The organism is Curtobacterium sp. UNCCL20, from assembly GCF_900101675.1.
Classification (GTDB): Bacteria; Actinomycetota; Actinomycetes; order Actinomycetales; family Microbacteriaceae; genus Curtobacterium.
Window position 1 is genome coordinate 1,289,306 of record NZ_FNKG01000001.1, and the last position, 17,727, is coordinate 1,307,032.

At 71.1% G+C, this 17,727-nt stretch carries 22 protein-coding genes; 13 read left to right on the forward strand and 9 right to left on the reverse strand.

The window, feature by feature from the left end:
- The first annotated feature begins 18 nt into the window (after positions 1-18).
- From BLT36_RS06345 to BLT36_RS06370, 7 genes are all read left to right on the forward strand, one after another.
- Positions 19-915 carry a DUF6177 family protein gene (locus BLT36_RS06345; protein ID WP_092093017.1) on the forward strand — a complete coding sequence of 299 codons (897 nt, stop codon included), beginning with the start codon at positions 19-21 and terminating at the stop codon, positions 913-915.
- Positions 912-1,274: a DUF6507 family protein gene (locus tag BLT36_RS06350; protein WP_139166391.1), complete on the forward strand. Its 363-nt coding sequence runs from the start codon at positions 912-914 to the stop codon at positions 1,272-1,274. Before BLT36_RS06345 ends, BLT36_RS06350 begins: the two co-directional genes overlap by 4 nt.
- A complete protein-coding gene (locus tag BLT36_RS06355) occupies positions 1,271-2,452 on the forward strand; it encodes a hypothetical protein (RefSeq protein WP_092093021.1) in 1,182 nt (393 codons plus the stop codon). The genes BLT36_RS06350 and BLT36_RS06355 overlap by 4 nt, the downstream gene beginning before the upstream one ends.
- A complete protein-coding gene (locus BLT36_RS18325) occupies positions 2,433-3,023 on the forward strand; it encodes an RNase A-like domain-containing protein (RefSeq protein WP_139166392.1) in 591 nt (196 codons plus the stop codon). Before BLT36_RS06355 ends, BLT36_RS18325 begins: the two co-directional genes overlap by 20 nt.
- A gap of 9 nt (positions 3,024-3,032) precedes the next feature.
- Positions 3,033-3,347 (forward strand): contact-dependent growth inhibition system immunity protein, encoded by a 315-nt coding sequence (locus BLT36_RS06360; RefSeq protein WP_139166393.1) that lies wholly within the window; start codon positions 3,033-3,035, stop codon positions 3,345-3,347.
- Positions 3,348-3,456: 109 nt separating this feature from the next.
- A complete protein-coding gene (locus tag BLT36_RS06365) occupies positions 3,457-3,795 on the forward strand; it encodes a contact-dependent growth inhibition system immunity protein (RefSeq protein WP_092093026.1) in 339 nt (112 codons plus the stop codon).
- Positions 3,796-3,979: 184 nt separating this feature from the next.
- The gene (locus tag BLT36_RS06370) at positions 3,980-4,519 is read left to right on the forward strand and encodes a DUF805 domain-containing protein (RefSeq protein WP_092093029.1); all 540 of its coding nucleotides are present in this window, start codon (positions 3,980-3,982) and stop codon (positions 4,517-4,519) included.
- Between the two features lie 100 nt (positions 4,520-4,619).
- On the opposite strand, the gene BLT36_RS06375 is transcribed toward BLT36_RS06370, so the two are convergent.
- The 9 genes from BLT36_RS06375 to BLT36_RS06415 form a co-directional block, all read right to left on the reverse strand.
- Positions 4,620-4,865 carry a hypothetical protein gene (locus BLT36_RS06375; RefSeq protein WP_092093031.1) on the reverse strand — a complete coding sequence of 82 codons (246 nt, stop codon included), beginning with the start codon at positions 4,863-4,865 and terminating at the stop codon, positions 4,620-4,622.
- Between the two features lie 120 nt (positions 4,866-4,985).
- A complete protein-coding gene (locus BLT36_RS06380; protein WP_092093034.1) occupies positions 4,986-5,582 on the reverse strand; it encodes a response regulator transcription factor in 597 nt (198 codons plus the stop codon).
- Entirely contained in the window at positions 5,579-6,736 is a 1,158-nt protein-coding gene (locus tag BLT36_RS06385; protein ID WP_092093036.1) for a sensor histidine kinase, read from the reverse strand. Before BLT36_RS06385 ends, BLT36_RS06380 begins: the two co-directional genes overlap by 4 nt.
- A complete protein-coding gene (locus tag BLT36_RS06390) occupies positions 6,733-7,671 on the reverse strand; it encodes an alpha/beta hydrolase (protein ID WP_092093039.1) in 939 nt (312 codons plus the stop codon). Before BLT36_RS06390 ends, BLT36_RS06385 begins: the two co-directional genes overlap by 4 nt.
- Before the next feature lie 137 nt (positions 7,672-7,808).
- Entirely contained in the window at positions 7,809-8,471 is a 663-nt protein-coding gene (locus tag BLT36_RS06395) for a class I SAM-dependent methyltransferase (protein ID WP_092093042.1), read from the reverse strand.
- Positions 8,468-9,109 carry a TIGR04282 family arsenosugar biosynthesis glycosyltransferase gene (locus tag BLT36_RS06400; RefSeq protein WP_092093045.1) on the reverse strand — a complete coding sequence of 214 codons (642 nt, stop codon included), beginning with the start codon at positions 9,107-9,109 and terminating at the stop codon, positions 8,468-8,470. The genes BLT36_RS06395 and BLT36_RS06400 overlap by 4 nt, the downstream gene beginning before the upstream one ends.
- Positions 9,106-9,861: a glycosyltransferase family 2 protein gene (locus tag BLT36_RS06405; RefSeq protein ID WP_368086364.1), complete on the reverse strand. Its 756-nt coding sequence runs from the start codon at positions 9,859-9,861 to the stop codon at positions 9,106-9,108. The genes BLT36_RS06400 and BLT36_RS06405 overlap by 4 nt, the downstream gene beginning before the upstream one ends.
- A gap of 279 nt (positions 9,862-10,140) precedes the next feature.
- Positions 10,141-11,211, reverse strand: coding sequence for an NAD-dependent epimerase/dehydratase family protein (locus BLT36_RS06410; protein ID WP_092093050.1), 1,071 nt, complete (start codon positions 11,209-11,211; stop codon positions 10,141-10,143).
- On the reverse strand, positions 11,208-12,116 hold the full coding sequence (locus BLT36_RS06415; protein ID WP_254787373.1) for an MTAP family purine nucleoside phosphorylase: 909 nt from the start codon (positions 12,114-12,116) through the stop codon (positions 11,208-11,210). Before BLT36_RS06415 ends, BLT36_RS06410 begins: the two co-directional genes overlap by 4 nt.
- Positions 12,117-12,233: 117 nt before the next feature.
- On the opposite strand from BLT36_RS06415, the gene BLT36_RS06420 reads away from it, so the two are divergent.
- The 6 genes from BLT36_RS06420 (at position 12,234) to BLT36_RS06445 (ending at position 17,692) form a co-directional block, all read left to right on the forward strand.
- Positions 12,234-13,514: a molybdopterin molybdotransferase MoeA gene (locus BLT36_RS06420; protein WP_092093052.1), complete on the forward strand. Its 1,281-nt coding sequence runs from the start codon at positions 12,234-12,236 to the stop codon at positions 13,512-13,514.
- A gap of 89 nt (positions 13,515-13,603) precedes the next feature.
- The gene (gene moaC / locus BLT36_RS06425; protein ID WP_175529574.1) at positions 13,604-14,032 is read left to right on the forward strand and encodes a cyclic pyranopterin monophosphate synthase MoaC; all 429 of its coding nucleotides are present in this window, start codon (positions 13,604-13,606) and stop codon (positions 14,030-14,032) included.
- Entirely contained in the window at positions 14,029-14,541 is a 513-nt protein-coding gene (locus BLT36_RS06430; protein WP_092093058.1) for a MogA/MoaB family molybdenum cofactor biosynthesis protein, read from the forward strand. The genes moaC and BLT36_RS06430 overlap by 4 nt, the downstream gene beginning before the upstream one ends.
- 56 nt (positions 14,542-14,597) lie before the next feature.
- Complete coding sequence (locus BLT36_RS06435; RefSeq protein ID WP_254787512.1) at positions 14,598-14,981, forward strand: molybdenum cofactor biosynthesis protein MoaE; 384 nt, start codon at positions 14,598-14,600, stop codon at positions 14,979-14,981.
- A 102-nt stretch (positions 14,982-15,083) separates the two neighbouring features.
- On the forward strand, positions 15,084-15,482 hold the full coding sequence (locus BLT36_RS06440) for a PLD nuclease N-terminal domain-containing protein (protein ID WP_092093061.1): 399 nt from the start codon (positions 15,084-15,086) through the stop codon (positions 15,480-15,482).
- Between the two features lie 353 nt (positions 15,483-15,835).
- Positions 15,836-17,692, forward strand: coding sequence for an ABC-F family ATP-binding cassette domain-containing protein (locus tag BLT36_RS06445; protein WP_092093064.1), 1,857 nt, complete (start codon positions 15,836-15,838; stop codon positions 17,690-17,692).
- The last annotated feature ends 35 nt before the right edge of the window (positions 17,693-17,727 follow it).

Genomic DNA, 17,727 nt, shown 5'->3' on the forward strand with positions numbered 1-17,727 from the left:
GAGCGCTACGATCGTCGCATGGGGGTCACGATCCGTGCCGACGCGGCACTGCTCGCAGAGGTGCACGCCGGGGACGGGGCGACGCTGCACACAGCACGTGGTGCCGTCGTCTCGTGGGCGGCGCTGCACCTGCTCGCCGAGCACGGGTTCCGCTGGGCCCCGGACGACCCGTCCGCGGGGGAGCGCGGGCCGACCGGCGTGCGGCTCCACATCGACGTCACGATCGACCACGACCCCGGCGCGGGAGTCGTGCTCGGGGCGATCCCGGCGCGGTTCGCCGAGGCTGCGCTGGGTGCCGAGATCAGCTTCGCACTCGCGGAGGGCATGCCCGCGCTCGATCCCCGACGGCTGACATCGATGGCCGAACGCCGTTCCCCGCAGGACGCCACCTTCGTGGTGACGGGCACGGGCGGAACCGCCGTCGGCGGCACGCTGACGGTCCAGCGCGGTCCGCGGACCGTCTTCGAGACGCTCCGGTGCATGGTCGCGGTGCCGAGCGCGACCCACGACGCGCGCATGCTGCGTGACGGACTGGAGGCGGGCCTCCAGGCCGTCACGGACCGTCACCACGTGCGGTCGGCGCAGTTCTCGACCAGCCGAGGCCGTGTCGACGGTGTCGTCGACACCGACATCGCTGGACCGCCGTCACCGCTCGGCGTCTTCTCGGGATCGCGAGCCGTCCGCGAGCGCGGACTGCTGGGGCTGGCGCGGCCGTTCGGCGGGCGCCTCATCGGCCCGCGCCGAGCTCCGGGGGTCGTGTTCTGGTTCGAGGGGAGTGAGCAGGACCGCTGGCGACGTGCGGCTGCCCTCGGGCACGCGCTGCGGCAGACCCGAGCAGGTGACGTCCATTCCGAGGACTTGCGACGCGACGACGGGACCCGCGACCATGGGACGGCTACGGGGGGAGAACGATGAGTGCACAGGAATGGCGGATCGATCTCGCAGGGGTCGAATCGGTGCTGTCGGACGTCAGTGCGTCGGTGAAAGGCACCGCGAGCGCGTTGCAGTCCGTCCGGAGCGGTGTGGGCGAGGTCGCCGGCGGCGCGGGTGATGTCGTGAACGAAGCGCTCGGAGCGTTCCTGACGAAGACGCAGGACGACGTCGACCAGGTCACGTACCGGTTGATCGGCGGTGTGCAGGGCGTCACCAATGCGGTCGAGGCCTACCGTGCTGGCGACACGGAGATGGCGGCGAACGCGCAAACGGCCGGTCTGCGAGCGCACGAGAACCACGACCTCTCGCTGTTCATCAAGAACGCGGAGCAGCGTCGATGAGCGGAGTCGCGTACGGCGACCACGGGCTCGTCAACCCGGACGGCATCCCCGGCGCCGAGCTCGACCTCACTGCGGTGTCGTCCGGTGCGGGGATCATCAAGTCCGCTGGCGAGTCGATGAAGACCGTCGCGGACGACCTCCCGTCGAAGTGGCAGAAGCTCTCCGGCGTGTACGAGTCGCCGGAGTCCGACCAGGTGTTCTCCCTCATGAACCCGGTGACCGATGACGTCCACACCATCGGGACCGTTGCGCGGAAGGTGGCTTCGGCGCTGGAGACCTACGCGTCGTCTGCCGCGGATCCGAAGCGGAAGCTCGACGAGTTGCGTGTGGAGGCTGCCGCGTTCGTGGAACGGGTCAAGGGTGGAGTTCCGCGGTTCGAGTCGGCCTTCACGCCGAAGCCCGAAGCCCCGGTGTCCGGCTCGTGGAACGGCTACCAGGCCGAGAAACCGAAGCCGCAGTCGAAGACCGTTCCGTGGTACGAGGACGTCGGCACTCGGTACGAGAACGACCAGTTGATCCAGCGGATCAACGAGCAGGTCGCGCTGCTCCAGGCCGCTCAGGCCGACTGCGCGCTCGCGATCAAGAAGGCGGCAGGGGCCTCCGTGAAGAAGGCCTTCATCGCTCCCACCGAGAGTGACCTGAACGAGCGCGGGGTCGACCTCCCCTGGTCCCGGGTGGGGACCGCCAAGGGAAAGTCCTGGAGTGAGCAGTTCGAGGAGGGATTCAAGGACGACTTCCTCAAGACCGTGATCGGTCTGGTCCACCTCGGCGGCTGGGACAACAGCGGCGACTGGAGCTGGGGCAACCTCGGGTCGGCGTGGAAGGGCGTCGGGGACGGCGCCGTGGCGTTCAGCTTGATGGTGAACCCGATGTCGTGGCTCGATGCCGCCATGGACCCGAAGGGACAGTCGGCGAAGACGCTGGGGCAGGCGGGCGAGGCTGCGTCCGTGGTCGGCTGCACAGGACAACCCAGGGCTCGCGACCGGTGCTGCGGCATCGCCCGTGGGGACCAGCTTCCTCGGACCGGAGTCGTGGGCGGGGCGTGCCGGTCGGGCGGAGGAACTCGCGTCCGGTCTCGGCAAGCTCGGAGCGAAGGACCTGGCAGGCGCGGTGGAATCCTGGTCGGCAAGAGGCGTCGCCCGGGAGCACCTCGATGCGTTGGCCGAGCGGTTCGATGACAGCTTCACCGAGTGGGCGCGTCACCACGAAGTCGGCGGTAACCCCTTCGACGATGCGGCCTTCAAGCAGATTTGGGATGAGAAGGTCGAGGCTTATCAGCTCGCCCACCCTGACTTCATAAGACACGCGATCGAATCGGACGGATTCACAAAGCACGGGGGAATCAGTGCCTATGAAGCAAAAGACGGCGAGTACGGGCCGCACACAAAGGCGCGTCACCTGCGGACCGGTGCCCATGGCCCGTCTTTCGACCACGAGCTGAGTCATCGCGGCAATCCGCCGAAGCTCAACAGTGCGTTCACCGGCACGGAAGCTCAGGTGAACAGGCTCATCGCAAATACGTTGGATTACAATCACGAAGCCATTCAACGATGGCTTGTGAGAGAGCGGGAGGGTGTGGTCAATCCGAGGTACGGCGAGGGATTCAATTGGCCCGCCGGTGAGAGCATCGGGCGTGGTTGGAACCCTAAAAATGGCTTCTTCGATGGCCGAAGCGTTCGAGTGTTCCTGAAGTATGACCCGACCTATCCATCTGGCTACCGAGTTCAATCAGCCTACCCTCAAGCCTGAAAGAGCGTCATGAACAGTCGAGAAATCTTACCGCGCGTACCAGCGTTTTCCACGCTGATGGGCGGCGCATTCAATCAGGACTGGGAAGACGAATGGAGTTCCGCGGAAGAAGTGTTCGCATCCATCCTCAGTGGTTATCCTGAATTCCGGCGTCAGCTGCTCAGCGACCTTCGACTCATCGACGACTCGTGCTCAGGGGATGAAATCGATGATCTGCTGCTCAATCTCGGTTCCGGCTTCTCGCCTGACATCGACGCAGGCATGGAGGCGAAGGCGTGGGTGAGGTCGCTCAGTGCGCGAGTGGCGGCCTCGCTTGATGGGTGAAGACGTCCTAGGAGTGGTTGTGGTCAGCAGGAGTTCCGGCGAATGTGCAGACAGCCTTCCCGCGAAACAAAAACCTAAAGTAAATCACTCGGATAAAAGGCGAAATCCGATGGCTGAGCTTGAAATCAACGTGCGGCTAGCCCTGGAGCAGGCACCGCGACTGAAGAATTTTCTCGGTGCTGAGTTCAATCAGGATTGGACGCTGGACTGGGGGTCAGTGGAGGCAGTGCTCAAGGCGCGGATCGATGAGGCTGACGAGACGCGCAGGCGTGAGCTCCTCCGGGAAGCCCAACTGCTCCTCCGGACGTTGCACTCTGACGATGAGTTCGTAGTGCTCCTCGATTTCTTGGGGTCGGGGCTCGTGCCCGGGATCGACATTGACGAGTCTCCACGAACCTGGCTGAAGCATCTTCATGATCGGATGCAGTCAGGGTTGTCGGGGGTCTGATCAGATCGAAATGGAGGCGACGCAGGCCTCTTGACGCGCAAGAGCCGTCCGTCTCCGGCTCGAGCGTGGCCGAAGCGTTGATCCTTGTCAGCTCCCGTCACATCATCCGTCCCAACATGGGCGAGCAGACTCGCCTGGAGGGTTCCGCATCGTCAGTGCCTTACCCCGAGGAAATGGTGAAGCAATGGCTTTCGAGGAGCTCAAGAAGAGCGCACCGCACATGGCTAATGTCCTGGGAGGTATTTTCTTGGTGGAGCATCTCGACGCAGCTGCCGGGGCACTCGCGCCGCCCGAGTCGGCCGTCGTCGGAGAACCGGGATCGCAGCGGGCGTCGCGTCCGATCCGAGGTGCGAGTCCGCGAGTCGCTGTCGTGCGGTTCGTGATGAACGCCGTGACGGCCGACGGGAGGGCGAGCCGTTCCGAGTTCTGGTTGGCTCGAGTCATCTGGGGGCTGGTGTGTGTCGCCCTGTGGGCCGCGGTCGGTGCCGTTCCCGACGATGCGCGCAGCCCGCTGATGATCGCGTTGGTCGTGTGGCTCATCGTCACCGCCATCCCGAACATCACCTTGCAGGCGAGACGGCTCCACGACACGGGCCGCAGTGGCTGGTTCATGCTGGTCCAGCTGGTGCCCATCGTCGGACCGATCACCCTGCTGGTCTGGAACGTGCAGGACAGTGAGCGGAGCGGCGCAGAGTTCGATCACCCGGACGAGGCTCGGCGCTGATCCGAGTCGCTCGCACCAAGAAGCGAGCGGCCGCCCGCACCGGGAAGGAGGGGGGTCTTCCCGGGGGAGCGACCGCTCGCGGTCTTGGGGGATCGGTGTGTCAGGCGGTGCGGAACGAACCCGTCGCCGTGCGCAGCGAGCCGGTGACGGTGCGCGTCGTGGACGTCGCGGTGCCCGGACGGCGGAACTGCGTGTCGACGAAGCGGCCGAGTGCGCGGCCGATGCCGGTTCCGGTGTAGGTGCCGACCGGACGCCAGGTCGCGTTCACCGCGTAGCCGCCGAGTTCGTCACGCTGCTCGAGGCCGCTGATGAACGTACCGCCGAGGGGGTTCTGACGGTTCTGCATGTGAGCTCCTCGTCGTCGTGCCGAGGCTCGTCGGTCACCAGGCCGGCGACCGCGACGCCGTCGGCTTGATGACATCCATCCTACCCGCTTGTTTTGCAGAATGCAAAAGAGCGGTCGTCGTCAGATCCATCCGCGGTCCCAGGCGATCGCCGCGGCGCTGCCCCGGTTGTCGGTGTGGAGCTTGGCGATGGCGGCCGACAGGTGGTTCCGGACCGTGCCGTGCGCGAGCGAGAGCGACCGGGCGATCTCCTTCGTCGCGAGACCGTCCCGGGTGAGCCGGAGGACGTCCGCCTCACGCCCGGTCAACGGGCTCTCGTCCTCGGCGATGGCCGCCGCTGCGAGTCCGGCGTCGATGTACCGCTCGCCGGCGGCCACGGCGCGGATGATCTCGGCGAGGCGTGCGGCAGGTGTCGACTTCGGCACGAAGCCACGGACACCGGCGGCGAGGGCACGTTTGAGGGTGCCGGGTCGGGCGTGTCGGGTCACGATCACCGTGTGCACCGCCTCCGTGAGGCTCCGCGCGGCCTCCACCCCGTCGAGGACCGGCATCTCGAGGTCGAGCAGGACGACGTCCGGACGGTGGGCTCGGGCAGCGGTCACTGCCTGTGCCCCGTCCGCGACGTCGGCCAACACCTGGATGTCGGGTTCGAGGTCGAGCAGCGCGACGAGTGCCCCGCGGATGAGCTCCTCGTCGTCGGCGATGACGATCCGGATCATGCGCGGATCACCTCGGTCTCGGGCACCGGGATGCGGACGACCAGGATGAAGCGGTCGTCCCGGCGCTCGGCCTCCACGGTCCCGCCGTGCCGGACGACCCGCTGCCGGAGCCCGGCGATCCCACCATCGGGTCGTGCCGATGCGCGGGGGGCGTCGTTCCACACCGTCAGCCGGTACTCGTCGCCCACGCGCCGGAGCTCGATGCCGGCAGCGGTGGCCCGGCTGTGGCGGATCGTGTTCGTGGCGGCCTCGCGGATGGCCACGGCGAAGACAGCACCGACGGCATCGGGCATCCCGGCGGTGTCGATGTGCTCGGCGCAGTCGATCCCGGCCGAGCGGAGGACGGCGGCGGCGTTCCGGACCTCGACGGCCACGGTGACCGTCCGGTAGTCGTGCACCAGGGCACGGGTGTCCTCGAGTGCGGCCTGCGCCACCGAGCGGATCGCGTCGAGCTCGCCGCGCGCCCGCGCGGGATCCGCGTCGAGCAGCCGTTCGGCCAACTCGCTCTTGAGCGCGATCACCTGCAGGTGGTGCCCCTGGATGTCGTGCAGGTCGGTGGCGAACCGGAGCCGTTCCTCGGCGACGGCGAGGTCCGACGCGGTGCGCCGTGCCGCTTCCAACCGCAGCACCACCCGGTGGATCCACACGACGCTCAGGGGCATCAGCACGAAGAGCGCGAGCGTGCCGACGAGGACGAGTTCACCGGCCGGTGCGTCCGCATCCGCACCGCCGACGACCACGACGATGGTCGCGGCGAGCACGACCACGCGTGGCCAGCCCCGGAGCAGGCACCCGAGCGTGCCGCCGGCGATCGCGAGGGTGAACGACCACGCCGGGCCGGCTGCGGGCGGAACGAGCGACACGATCCACACGGCGACCGACGTGAGGACGAGGACGAGCACGAGGGGGTGCCGAGCGGACGCGGTCTCGGCCGGCCGGAGGAGCAGCGGGATCGTTCCGAGTGCCGCGACGACCGCGACGACGGAGAGCACCACCAGGAAGGGAGCGCGGTCCGGGAGCCGTCCGTCCGTGCCGACGAGGACCTGCGCGGTGCCGCCGACGACCACCACGCACCACAGTGAGGCGATCGAGGACCAGCGCACCACCCGGACGTCCGTCTCGGCGCGGGGCCGTGCGTCCACGGGGTGCGTCACCCGCCCAGGGTAGCGAGGGCCGAGACGGTGTCCCTGGCGATCTCCTTCGACAGGGTGTGGTGCAGGTAGTGGTCGCCGACCATGCCGATGACCCTGCCGTGTTCGACGCTCGCCGCTTGACGGTCGTGCAGCCGGACCCAGTTCGGCACGTCGTTGTCGTTCGTGCGCACGAACAGCAGCACGGGGAGGTCCGCCGGGAAGGTGGAGTCCTCGACCGACCGGAAGTTCTCCGGCGCCCGTTCCATCTCGTCGATGATCGTCGGGGCGGCACCGTTCTTCGCGGTGAGCAGCTGCATCTGCCGCTTCGTCCGGCCGTCGTACGCGTCGCCGTACGTGTCCGGCGCGGACGCGTTCGCCACGCGGAGGAGTCCGAGTCGGTCGAGCGCCACGATGGCACCGGTCGGGATCGGTTCGTCCCAGCTCGACTGCCGCGGCACGCTGCTGTCGATGCCGACGAACGCGGTGACCTCGTCGCGGTACGCCTCGGTGTAGGGCAGCGCGTAGATGCCCGCGACGGAGTGCCCCATCAGGATGTACCGGTCGATGTCGAGGTGGTGCAGGGCCTCGTGGACCTCGCGGGTGATGTTCCGTGCGGTGCGCGGCACCTCGGTCTGGTCGCTCAGCCCGGTGCCGAACGGCTCGACGGCGACCACCCGGTAGGTCCGCTCGAGCTGGTCGATGAGCGGCTCGAAGTCGAGCGCGGGGGCGGCGGTGCCGAGTCCCGGCAGGAGCACGACCGTCTCGGCACCGTGGCCGCGGACGACGACGTTCATCTCCTTGCCGTCGACCGGGACGCGCTCGCCGTAGTCCGCGATGTCCGACGCCTCCGAGTGGGTCGCCACGACGTTGACGACGGATGTGGTCGCCAGGGCCAGCACCGGCACGGTCGCCAGCGCGCCGAGGGTGATGAGGGTGACGCGCAGGGACTTCCGCATGGTGCTCGTTCCGATCGGGCCACGCAGGAGCGCGGCGGGTCCGATCAGTCAAGCCGCGGCCGGCCGCCAGCGGATGTGCCCGGATGTCACGGCCGTCCGTGACACGTGTCACGTTCGCAGACGACCCCCTGGAGGCCTCAGGCCAGCAGCTCGCAGAACGTCCGCCCGCCCGCCGTCCAGCTCTGACGAGCCGTCAGCCCGGCACGCTCAGCGTGGTCGAGGAGTGCGTCCACGCCGACTTCGGCCCAAGGGAACTCGGCGCTCTGGTGCCCGTCGGCGTCCACCACGCGAGCGGTGTACGTGCGGTCGGCGGAGCGGTCGACGTGGGTCTCGACGATGACCCGCCCGCCGTCGCGGACGATGTCACGGCAGCGCTCGAGCAGGGCGGTGGGGTCGCCGCCGATGCCGATGTTCCCGTCGATGACGAGTGCCGTGTCCCAGTGGCCCTCGTCGGGGATCGCGTCGAAGACGGAGCCCTGCAAGGCGGTGCCGCCGGAGCGTCGCGCGATCGCGACGGCCTCGGCGGAGACGTCAACGCCGAGTGCGGGGATCCCGAGCGTCCGCGCGGCGACGAGCATCCGCCCGGGGCCGCAGCCGATGTCGATGACCGGACCGTCGGCGCCGTCGAGCAGGGACCGGTCGACCCGGTCGGCTGCGGCGTTCCACCGGCCGACGTCGAGCGTCACGGCGGCGTCCGGTCGCGACGGGTCGGTCAGGCGGATGCGGCCGTCGGTGCGGAGGGCGCGGGCGTACGGCTCGCCGCCGCCGGCACCGAAGGACACGGGTGCGTGCATGGTCATCGGAGGCTCCAGGCGGTCTCGGCGTGCAGTGCCCGGGCGAACCGGGAGTCCGGCACGAGGTCGGCGACGCGGTCGGCATCGGCCACGGTGTCGACGTCGAGCAGCGAGTCGAGCACCCCGACGTCGAGGCCGGCACCGGTCAGTCGGGCGAGCTGCACCGCTCCGGTGTCGTCCTGGGACATCGGGACGCCGCGGAGGTGGGTGCCGTTCGGTGCCCGCAGGTACAGCGACCAGAAGCCGCCGTCCTCGGCGGGGCCGAACCAGGCGTCGCGCTCCGGTCGCTCCAGCACGGGCGCGACGGCCGCGGCGGTGAGCTGCGGGGTGTCCATGCCGACGAGCAGTGTCGGTCCGGTCATCGTGTCGAACAGGAACCCGAGGCGCTCGTCGAGGCCACCGCCCGGCTGGTGCAGGACGTCGAACCCGGTTGCTGCGTCGGGGACGACGGTGCCGTCGAAGAACAGGACCCGGCGCGCGACCGGCAGTGCGGCGACCGTGGCGAGGGTGTCGTCGAGGCTGGCGGCGGCGACGCGGGCCGCGCCCTCGGGGGAGAGCGCTGGGGTCAGCCGGGTCTTCACCCGACCGGGCAGGCACTCCTTCGCGATCACGACGACGGTGACGTCGACGGTGGTGCCGCTCACGAGCGCGCCCCCTCGCTCGCCGAACCGACCGCCTCGGGGGTGGAACCCGCCGTCTGTCGGAGGCGGCCCGGAGCGACGACGCGGCCGCGTGCCTCCCGGCGGTACGCACGGAGCAGCCGCGACATGTCGCGCACCGCGTTGACGGTGCCACGCAGGGTGCCGGTGACCTTGCTGTCGCCGACGCGCTGCGCGTAGCCGATGTCGGATTCGTCCACGAGCCACCCGGCGGCGTGCGCCGCCAGGACCATCTCGAGCGGGTAGCCGCTGCGGCGGTCCCGCAGGTCGAGGGCGAGGAGGTCCTCGCGACGCATCACGCGCATCGGCCCGAGGTCGCGGAGCCGGTAGCCGGTCGCGCGGCGCATCAGGACAGCGAGGACGCGGTTCGCGAAGCGTGCGTGCGGCGCCCATGCGCCGCGGCTGGTGGGGATGCGTCGGCCGAGTGCGAGGTCGACGCGGCCGGAGGCGACGCGGTCGACGAGCGGCGGGAGTTCGGCGGGGTCCATCGACGCGTCCGCGTCGCAGAAGGCGATGAAGTCAGCGGTGGCCGCCTGGACGCCGGCGTCGCAGGCCGAGCCGAAGCCGCGGCGGGGCTCCGTGACGACCAGTGCGCCGAGCGCGCGTGCGACGTCCGCGGAGCCGTCGGTCGACCCGTTGTCGACGACGATGGCGCGGTACCCCTGCGGCAGCCGCCCGATCACGGTGGGTAGGGCGTCTGCCTCGTCGAGACAGGGGAGGATGACGTCGACCTTCATGCCGACCATTCGGTGCGCTCGCGGGTTTCGACTGGTCGACGTTGCCATGCACATCAGGCAACCCGACGGTGCCGCAGGATGCTCAGGGAGCTCGTACCCCGTGTCCGGTCGGCGCACAGGCGCGCGTCCGCCGGATGGTGACCGGGTGACGGCCTGGAGGCGCGGGGCGGCGCCGCCCCGCGCCTCCAGGCCGGTGGGTGGTGCGTTCCGGGCGGAAGCGCGCTGGGACGGCGGCGCGTCAGCGCGTGGGGACGGCGGTGCGGCAGCGCGCGACGCGCGTCAGCGGACGGCCGCGCGCAGTGGCGCCGTCGCGAACTCGCGCATGCCGCGCTCGAAGTCGACGTCGGCACGCCAGCCGAGCTCGGCCGCGATCCGGTCCGACGACGCCGTGACGTGCCGGACGTCACCGAGCCGGTACTCGCCCGTGACGACCGGCTGTGGGCCCTCCGGACCGGCGATCGCCGCGGCCATCTCGCCGATCGTGTGGACGACGCCGGACCCGACGTTGTACGCACGGAACGACTCCGACGGCAGGTCGGCCGTCGCGGCGATCGACGCGGCGTTCGCACCGGCCACGTCCTCCACGTGCACGAAGTCGCGGCGCTGGCGCCCGTCCTCGAACACCCGCGGTGCCTCGCCGCGCGCGAGCGCGGAGCGGAAGAGGGACGCGACGCCCGCGTACGGCGTGTTCGCCGGCATGCCCGGTCCGTAGACGTTGTGGTAGCGGAGCGCGATCGCGCGGCCACCGGTCGCGCGCGCCCAGCTGGAGGCGAGGTGCTCCTGCGCGACCTTCGTCTGCGCGTAGACGTTCCGCGGGTCGAGCGCGGCGGACTCGTCGATGAGCCCGGGCAGGAGGGAACGGCCGTCCGGACCGATCGGGTCGAACTGGCCGGCGTCGAGGTCCTCACGGCGGCGTGCCGGCGGTCGGACCGGGTCGCCCGAAGCCGTCGTGTAGGCACCCTCGCCGTAGACGACCATCGAGCTCGCGACGACCAGGCGGCCGATGCCGTGCCGGTCCATGCCGGCGAGGACGTGCGCGGTGCCGGCGTCGTTGGACGAGACGTAGTCGGGAGCGTCTTGGAAGTCGACGCCCAGGCCGACCTTGGCGGCCTGGTGGCAGACCACGTCGACGCCGTCGAGCGCAGCGTCGAGGGCGACCCGGTCGCGGACGTCGCCGTGGACGAAGGCGATGCCCTGCTGCTGGTGGGCGGTGACGACGGCCCCGGGGTCGCCGTGCACGTCGTCGCGGAGGGAGTCGAGCACGCGGACCTCGAGGCCGTCGGCGATCGCGCGACGGACGATGGCGGAGCCGATGAAGCCCGCGCCGCCGGTGACGAGGAGGCGGGTCACGCGGTGGCTCCGGCGGTGCTCGTGGTGGTCGTGCTCGTGCTCGTGATCGTCTCGCTCGCTGCTGCGGGCACGAGCTCGCGCGGGGTGTAGTCGTCCGGGATCGCCGCGACGATCGAGCCGATCGCCCGGACGATCACCTCGTTCGCACGCGCCAGCCGCTCCATCACGAGGGCGTGGGTGACGGGGGTCTCGCCGGCCGTTCCGGCGTCGGCCGCTGCTGCGGCCGCCTCGTCCTCGGTGGGGGCGAGACCCGCGTCCGCGTCGGTCACGAACGAGAGGTTCACGGTCCCGATCCCGAGCTCCGCCGCGAGCGGGACCTCGGGCGTCATCGTCATGTTGATCGTGTGGCCGCCAGCCCCGCGCATCCAGACGGACTCCGCGCGTGTCGAGAACCGCGGCCCCTGGATCACCACGCAGGTCCCCGTCGGGCGGAAGGGCACGTCGAGCTGCTCGATCGCAGCCACCGCCACCCGTCGGAGCACCGGGTCGAACGGGTCCGCGAAGGACAGGTGCTGCACGTCGTCCTCGAAGAAGGTGTCCGCGCGCCCCCAGGTCCGGTCGATGAGCTGGTCGGTCACGACGAAGGTGCCCGGGGCGTAGTCGGGGTGCAGGCCGCCCACGGCGCTCGAGGACACGACGGCCCGCACGCCGAGCGACCGCAGGGCCCACAGGTTCGCCCGGTGGTTGATCCGGTGCGGTGCGACGGAGTGCGCGCGGCCGTGCCGGGTGAGGAACGCGACCCGCTTGCCGGCCATCGTCCCGATGCTGATCGGGCTCGACGTGGCGCCGAAGGGGGTGTCGACGTCGACCTCGTCCGCGGTGCCGGGCTCGAAGAGCTCGTACAGGCCGGAGCCCCCGATCACCCCGATGCCCACCGTCTCGTCCACAGCCCCGGTCGTGGTCACGTCGTTCTCCACAGGTCCTCCGAATGGTCCTCGGCGCGTTCTGCGCCCTGGTTACGCTACTGAGACCGCCCCGGGACGACCCGGGAGCGAGCAACTCCCACCTGTTCGGAGGCCCCCGTGCGAACGATCGGTCAGCACCGAGACGAGATCGCCGCGCTGGTCGCGCCGGTCCTGTCCGGCAGACGGTTCACCGACCCGGAGGCGCAGCGCATCGTCGACCTCGCGACCGGTGCCGGGGTCGGACGGGGGCACCGGGTGCTCGGACGAGCCGTCGTCGCACCGGTTCCCCTCCCACCGTTCGACAACAGCCAGATGGACGGCTTCGCCGTCCGTGCCGCCGACGCGGGCACGGTACTGCGCGTCGCCCTGCCGATCCCCGCCGGAGTGGTCCCGTCGCCGCTCGAACCCGGGACGGCGGCGCCGATCATGACCGGGGCACGGATCCCCGACGGCGCGGACGCCGTGTTCCCGGTCGAGGCGACCGAGGCCGGTGCGTTCCCGGCGGCGCTCGGCCTGGCCGAGGTGCGCGTGCCGGACAACCTCGTCGTGGGGACCTTCGTCCGCGCGACGGGCACCGACCTGCCGCAGGGCGGGGAACTGGCGCCGGCAGGAGCCCCGGTGACCCCCGCCCTGCTCGGAGCGCTCGCGTCCGCCGGGGTGGCGTCGGTCGACGTCGTCCGGCCGCTCCGGGTGCTCGTCGTGTCCACGGGGTCCGAGCTGCTCGGAGCGTCGGCTGACGCCGGATCGAGCTCGGGTGACGCCGGATCGAGCTCGGGTGCGGCGTCGGCGATGATCGGCGACGCGAACGGCATCGCCCTGTCCGCAGCGCTCGCCGAGGTCGGGGCCGTCACGCGGGCCGTCCGGGTGCCCGACGACGAGGCGGCGTTCCTGGCCGCGCTCGACGACGCCGTGGGGGAGTGGGCAGACCTCGTCCTGACGACGGGTGGGATCAGCGCGGGCGCGTACGAGGTCGTCCGGCAGGCCCTCGAACCACGCGGGCTCGCCGTCACCCCGGTCGCGATGCAGCCCGGCGGTCCCCAGGCGTCCGGCACGGTCACCTTCGCCGGTCGTCCGGTGCCGGTGGTGTCGTTCCCGGGCAACCCGGTGTCGGCCCTCGTCTCGTTCGAGGTCCTCCTCCGCCCGCTCCTCGCCGCCGACGCCGGGCTCCCCGACGACCGTGCCGCCCAGGTCCTGCCCGCCGCCGACGCGGCGACGTCCCCGCCCGGTAAGCACCAGGTGCGTCGTGGCCGAGTCGAGGACGGCCGCGTGCACTTCGTCGGCGGACCTAGCTCGCACCTGCTCGCCCACTACGCCGCCGCCACGCACCTCGTGCACGTCCCCGTCGGCACCGCCACCGTCGAACCCGGCGACCCGCTCACCGTCTGGAGACTCCGTTGACCGACCCGCAGCCGACCGGCCCGCAGCCGACCGATCCGCAGCCGACCGACCCCCAGCTGTCGCACGTCCGTGCCGACGGCAGCGCGCACATGGTCGACGTCTCCGAGAAGGACGTCACCGCCCGGTCGGCGACCGCCACGGCCACCCTGGTCACCCGGCCCGACGTGGTCGCTCGCATCCTCGACGGATCGCTCCCCAAGGGCGAGGTCATCGGCACCGCGCGCATCGCCGCGATCATGGCGGTGAAGAAGACCTCCGACCTCATCCCGCTCTGTCACCCGCTGCCGATCGCCGGGGTGCAGGTCGACATCACCGGCGACGGGGACCGCGTGGTGGTCGAGGTCTCCGTGCGCACGACCTCACGGACGGGCGTCGAGATGGAGGCGCTCACCGGCGCGAGTGTCGCGGCGCTGACCGTGTACGACATGGTGAAGGCCGTCGACCGCACGGCCACGATCACGGACGTCCGGGTGCTCGAGAAGCACGGCGGGCGCTCCGGGGACTGGAGCAACCGATGACCTCGCAGCCGACCAGGGGACGCGCGGCCGTCGTCGTGGTGTCCACGCAGGCGTCCGTCGACGCCGCACTCGACCGCACGGGGCCCGTCATCGCGGCCTGGCTGCGCGAGCGCGCCTTCACCGTGGACGAACCACTCATCGTCCCCGACGGCGGTCCGATCGCCGAGACCGTGCAGACCGCTGCGGTGGGCGGTGCACGCGTCGTCATCACCACCGGTGGCACGGGCGTCACGCCGACCGACCGCACGCCCGAGGCCGTCGCACCGCTCCTCGAGCTCGAGCTCCCCGGGATCACCGAGGAGATCCGGCGCCGCGGGCTCGCCGCTGCCGGGCCGACCGCGCTCCTCAGCCGCGGCATCGCCGGGATCACCAGCACCGGCGCGTTCGTCGTGACGCTGCCCGGGTCCCGCGGGGGCGTCGCCGACGGGCTCGCCGTGCTCGACGGGTTGCTCGACCACCTCCTCGACCAGGTGCACGGCGCGGGACACGCTCCGCGGAGTGCCTCGTGACCGGGGGTGTCACCGTCGGCGACCGTGTGGTGGTCGCTGACGTCGTCGACCGCGGGATCACCGTGGACGAGGTGTCGGCGGTCGTCGCCACGGACCGCGACGGCGCCGTGGTCACCTTCGCGGGGGTCGTCCGCGACCACGACGGCGGCAAGGGCGTCAACGCCCTCGAGTACGAGCGGCACCCCAGCGCCGGCGAGGTCATCGCCGAGGTGGCCCGGACCATCGCCGAGGCCCACCCCGAGGTCCGGATCGCCGTCCTCCACCGCGTCGGAGCGCTCGCCGTCGGGGACGTCGCGCTCGCCGCGGCCGTGTCGTCGCCGCACCGGGCCGAGGCGTTCGCGGCGTGCGGGGCCCTCGTCGACCTCGTGAAGGACCGCGTCCCGATCTGGAAGCACCAGCGGTTCACCGACGGTTCCGACGAGTGGGTCGCCGCCCTCTGACCGAGGCTGTGTGACCCCGCAGCAGACCGTTGCCGGATCGCAACCGCGGCACGCGTTCGGGGCGTAGCGACCGTTCCGAGCCGATCCATAGAATCGCTGCTCATGAGCGTGCTGCTGTCCGGGGCCTCGATCGTCCTGCTGGTGTTCGCCCTGATCGACATCCTCACCCGGGGCGCCGACCAGGTGCGGGGGCTGCCGAAGATCGCGTGGGTGTTCCTGGTGATCCTGGTGCCCGTCGTCGGCAGCATCGTGTGGTTCGCCGTCGGGCACGACTGGAGCCAGAACGACCGCAACCACGGCCGGTACATCGAGCCGAAGCGCCACGAGGACCAGTACGCCACCCTCGGCGACGCCCGCAGTGCCCACGGTGCGAAGCGCGTCACCGGCACGGAGCAGGAGCTCGCCGAGCTCGAGCGCGAGATCGAGTACTGGGAGGCCCAGGCGCGCCTGCGCCGTGCCAAGGAGGCCGCTGGCGAGGGCGAGCCGACCCCCGGGAACTGACCCGCGCCTCCAGGCCGCCGTGCGCTGCCGTGGCTGCCGTGCGCTGCCGTGGCGCGCGGCCGGAGCACGGTGCCGGCTCCGTCATCCGGTGCGAGGTTGATCGTCCCGTGCCCCGCTACAGACTCGCACCAACCGACGAACCCCGCCCGCACCGGCGAAGTCCGCACGGTGCGGCGGACCCGCACCCGCACGGTGCGGGGTTGTGCACACGGTGCGAGGTCAGGCGCGTCGCACCACGTCGGCAACCTCGCACCATTCGCAAGCTCTCCGCGCTCGCCCACGCGCCACCCCCGAACGCGCGCGGCACCACCCTCCCGCACCACGCACCCCACCGCGCCGCCTACCCTTGACGGGTGGCTCATCTCCTCGGCGCCGAGAACCTGCATCTCGAGTTCCCCACCAAGGTCGTCTTCGACGGCGTCACCCTCGGCATCGACGAGGGGGACCGCATCGGCGTCGTCGGCCGGAACGGCGACGGCAAGTCGACGCTCCTCGCCCTGCTGGCCCAGCGGCTCGAGCCGGACGGCGGCCGCGTCACGCACCGGCGCGGCCTGACGATCGGCTACCTCGACCAGCGCGACATCCTGCCCGAGGGCGAACTCGTCGGCAGCGTCGTCGTCGGCGACCGCCAGGAGCACGAGTGGGCCGGCGACCCGAAGATCCGCGACATCATCGGCGGCCTCGTGTCGGACATCCCGTGGGACGTGTCGGTGGACGAACTGAGTGGTGGTCAGCGCCGCCGCGTCGCCCTCGCACGGCTGCTCGTCGGCGACTGGGACGTGCTGTTCCTCGACGAACCCACGAACCACCTCGACGTCGAGGGCATCCAGTGGCTCGCCGAGCACATCAACCGGCGGTGGACCCCGACGCAGGGCGGCCTCGTCGTCGTGACCCACGACCGGTGGTTCCTCGACGCGGTGTCGACCGACACCTGGGAGGTCCACGACGGCATCGTCGACCCGTTCGAGGGCGGGTACGCGGCGTACATCCTGCAGCGCGTCGAGCGTGACCGGCAGGCGGCCGCGTCCGAGCAGCGCCGGCAGAACCTGGCACGGAAGGAACTCGCGTGGCTCCGGCGCGGCGCACCGGCCCGGACCAGCAAGCCGAAGTTCCGCATCGACGCGGCGAACGCGCTCATCGACGACGTGCCGCCGATCCGTGACACGGTCGCCCTCGCCAAGACCGCGACCGCACGCCTCGGGAAGGACGTCGTCGACATCCTCGACGTGAGCGTCTCGTTCGACGGCACCCAGATCCTGGACCGCATCGAGTGGCGGATCGCGCCGGGGGAGCGGACCGGCATCCTCGGTCCGAACGGTGCCGGCAAGTCGACGCTCCTCAACCTGGTGTCCGGGCGCCTGCAGCCGACGAGCGGCCGGGTGAAGACCGGCAAGACCGTGCAGGTCGCGGTCCTCGACCAGCAGCTCGCCGATCTCGCGCAGTTCGCCGACGACCGCGTGCGCGAAGTGGTCGCCCGCAAGAAGACGAGCTACGTCACGGACGGCAAGGAGATGACGCCGTCGCAGCTCCTCGAGCGGCTGGGCTTCACCTCGGAGCAGCTGTCCACGCCCGTGCGCGATCTCAGCGGCGGTCAGAAGCGTCGGCTGCAGCTGATGCTCATCCTGCTCGATGAGCCGAACGTGCTCATCCTCGATGAGCCCACGAACGACCTCGACACGGACATGCTCGCCGCGATGGAGGACCTGCTCGACACGTGGCCGGGCACCCTCCTCGTCGTCTCCCACGACCGGTACCTGCTCGAGCGCGTCACCGACCAGCAGTACGCCGTGCTCGGCGGGCACCTCCGGCACCTGCCGGGCGGTGTCGACGAGTACATGCGGCTGCGGTCGGCCGGCACCGGCGGCGGGACCGCGTCAGCGGCTGCCGCCGCGTCTGCCGGGAGGCCCGACACGGCAGGCGGGACCGGCTCGGCCGGTGCCGTGGCCGGGGCCAGTGCCGCGGGTGCGTCGGGTGGGTCCGGCCTGTCGGGCGCGGACCGCCGCACGGCCGAGAAGGAGATGTCGGCCCTCGACCGGAAGATCGCGAAGGTGGGTGCGGAGCGGAAGCGGCTGCTCGAGGAGTTCGCGACGCACGACCAGTCGGACTACGCCGGCCTCGGGGCACTGCAGGGTCGCCTCACCGAGCTCGAGGCCGAGGTCGAGCAGCTCGAGGAACGCTGGCTCGAGGTCGCCGAGCAGCTCGGGGTGTAGCCGGGCGGTCGGCTGCCGGCTGCCGGCTGCCGGCT

Excerpts from the sequence above, each read along its gene's own strand:
- BLT36_RS06345 (WP_092093017.1), top strand. The coding sequence starts at position 19 with ATGGGGGTCACGATCCGTGCCGACGCGGCACTGCTCGCAGAGGTGCAC.
- BLT36_RS06350 (WP_139166391.1), top strand. The coding sequence starts at position 912 with ATGAGTGCACAGGAATGGCGGATCGATCTCGCAGGGGTCGAATCGGTG.
- BLT36_RS06355 (WP_092093021.1), top strand. The coding sequence starts at position 1,271 with ATGAGCGGAGTCGCGTACGGCGACCACGGGCTCGTCAACCCGGACGGC.
- BLT36_RS06360 (WP_139166393.1), top strand. The coding sequence starts at position 3,033 with ATGAACAGTCGAGAAATCTTACCGCGCGTACCAGCGTTTTCCACGCTG.
- BLT36_RS06365 (WP_092093026.1), top strand. The coding sequence starts at position 3,457 with ATGGCTGAGCTTGAAATCAACGTGCGGCTAGCCCTGGAGCAGGCACCG.
- BLT36_RS06370 (WP_092093029.1), top strand. The coding sequence starts at position 3,980 with ATGGCTTTCGAGGAGCTCAAGAAGAGCGCACCGCACATGGCTAATGTC.
- BLT36_RS06375 (WP_092093031.1), bottom strand. The coding sequence starts at position 4,865 with ATGCAGAACCGTCAGAACCCCCTCGGCGGTACGTTCATCAGCGGCCTC.
- BLT36_RS06380 (WP_092093034.1), bottom strand. The coding sequence starts at position 5,582 with ATGATCCGGATCGTCATCGCCGACGACGAGGAGCTCATCCGCGGGGCA.
- BLT36_RS06390 (WP_092093039.1), bottom strand. The coding sequence starts at position 7,671 with ATGCGGAAGTCCCTGCGCGTCACCCTCATCACCCTCGGCGCGCTGGCG.
- BLT36_RS06395 (WP_092093042.1), bottom strand. The coding sequence starts at position 8,471 with ATGACCATGCACGCACCCGTGTCCTTCGGTGCCGGCGGCGGCGAGCCG.
- BLT36_RS06405 (WP_368086364.1), bottom strand. The coding sequence starts at position 9,861 with ATGAAGGTCGACGTCATCCTCCCCTGTCTCGACGAGGCAGACGCCCTA.
- moaC (WP_175529574.1), top strand. The coding sequence starts at position 13,604 with ATGGTCGACGTCTCCGAGAAGGACGTCACCGCCCGGTCGGCGACCGCC.
- BLT36_RS06430 (WP_092093058.1), top strand. The coding sequence starts at position 14,029 with ATGACCTCGCAGCCGACCAGGGGACGCGCGGCCGTCGTCGTGGTGTCC.
- BLT36_RS06440 (WP_092093061.1), top strand. The coding sequence starts at position 15,084 with ATGAGCGTGCTGCTGTCCGGGGCCTCGATCGTCCTGCTGGTGTTCGCC.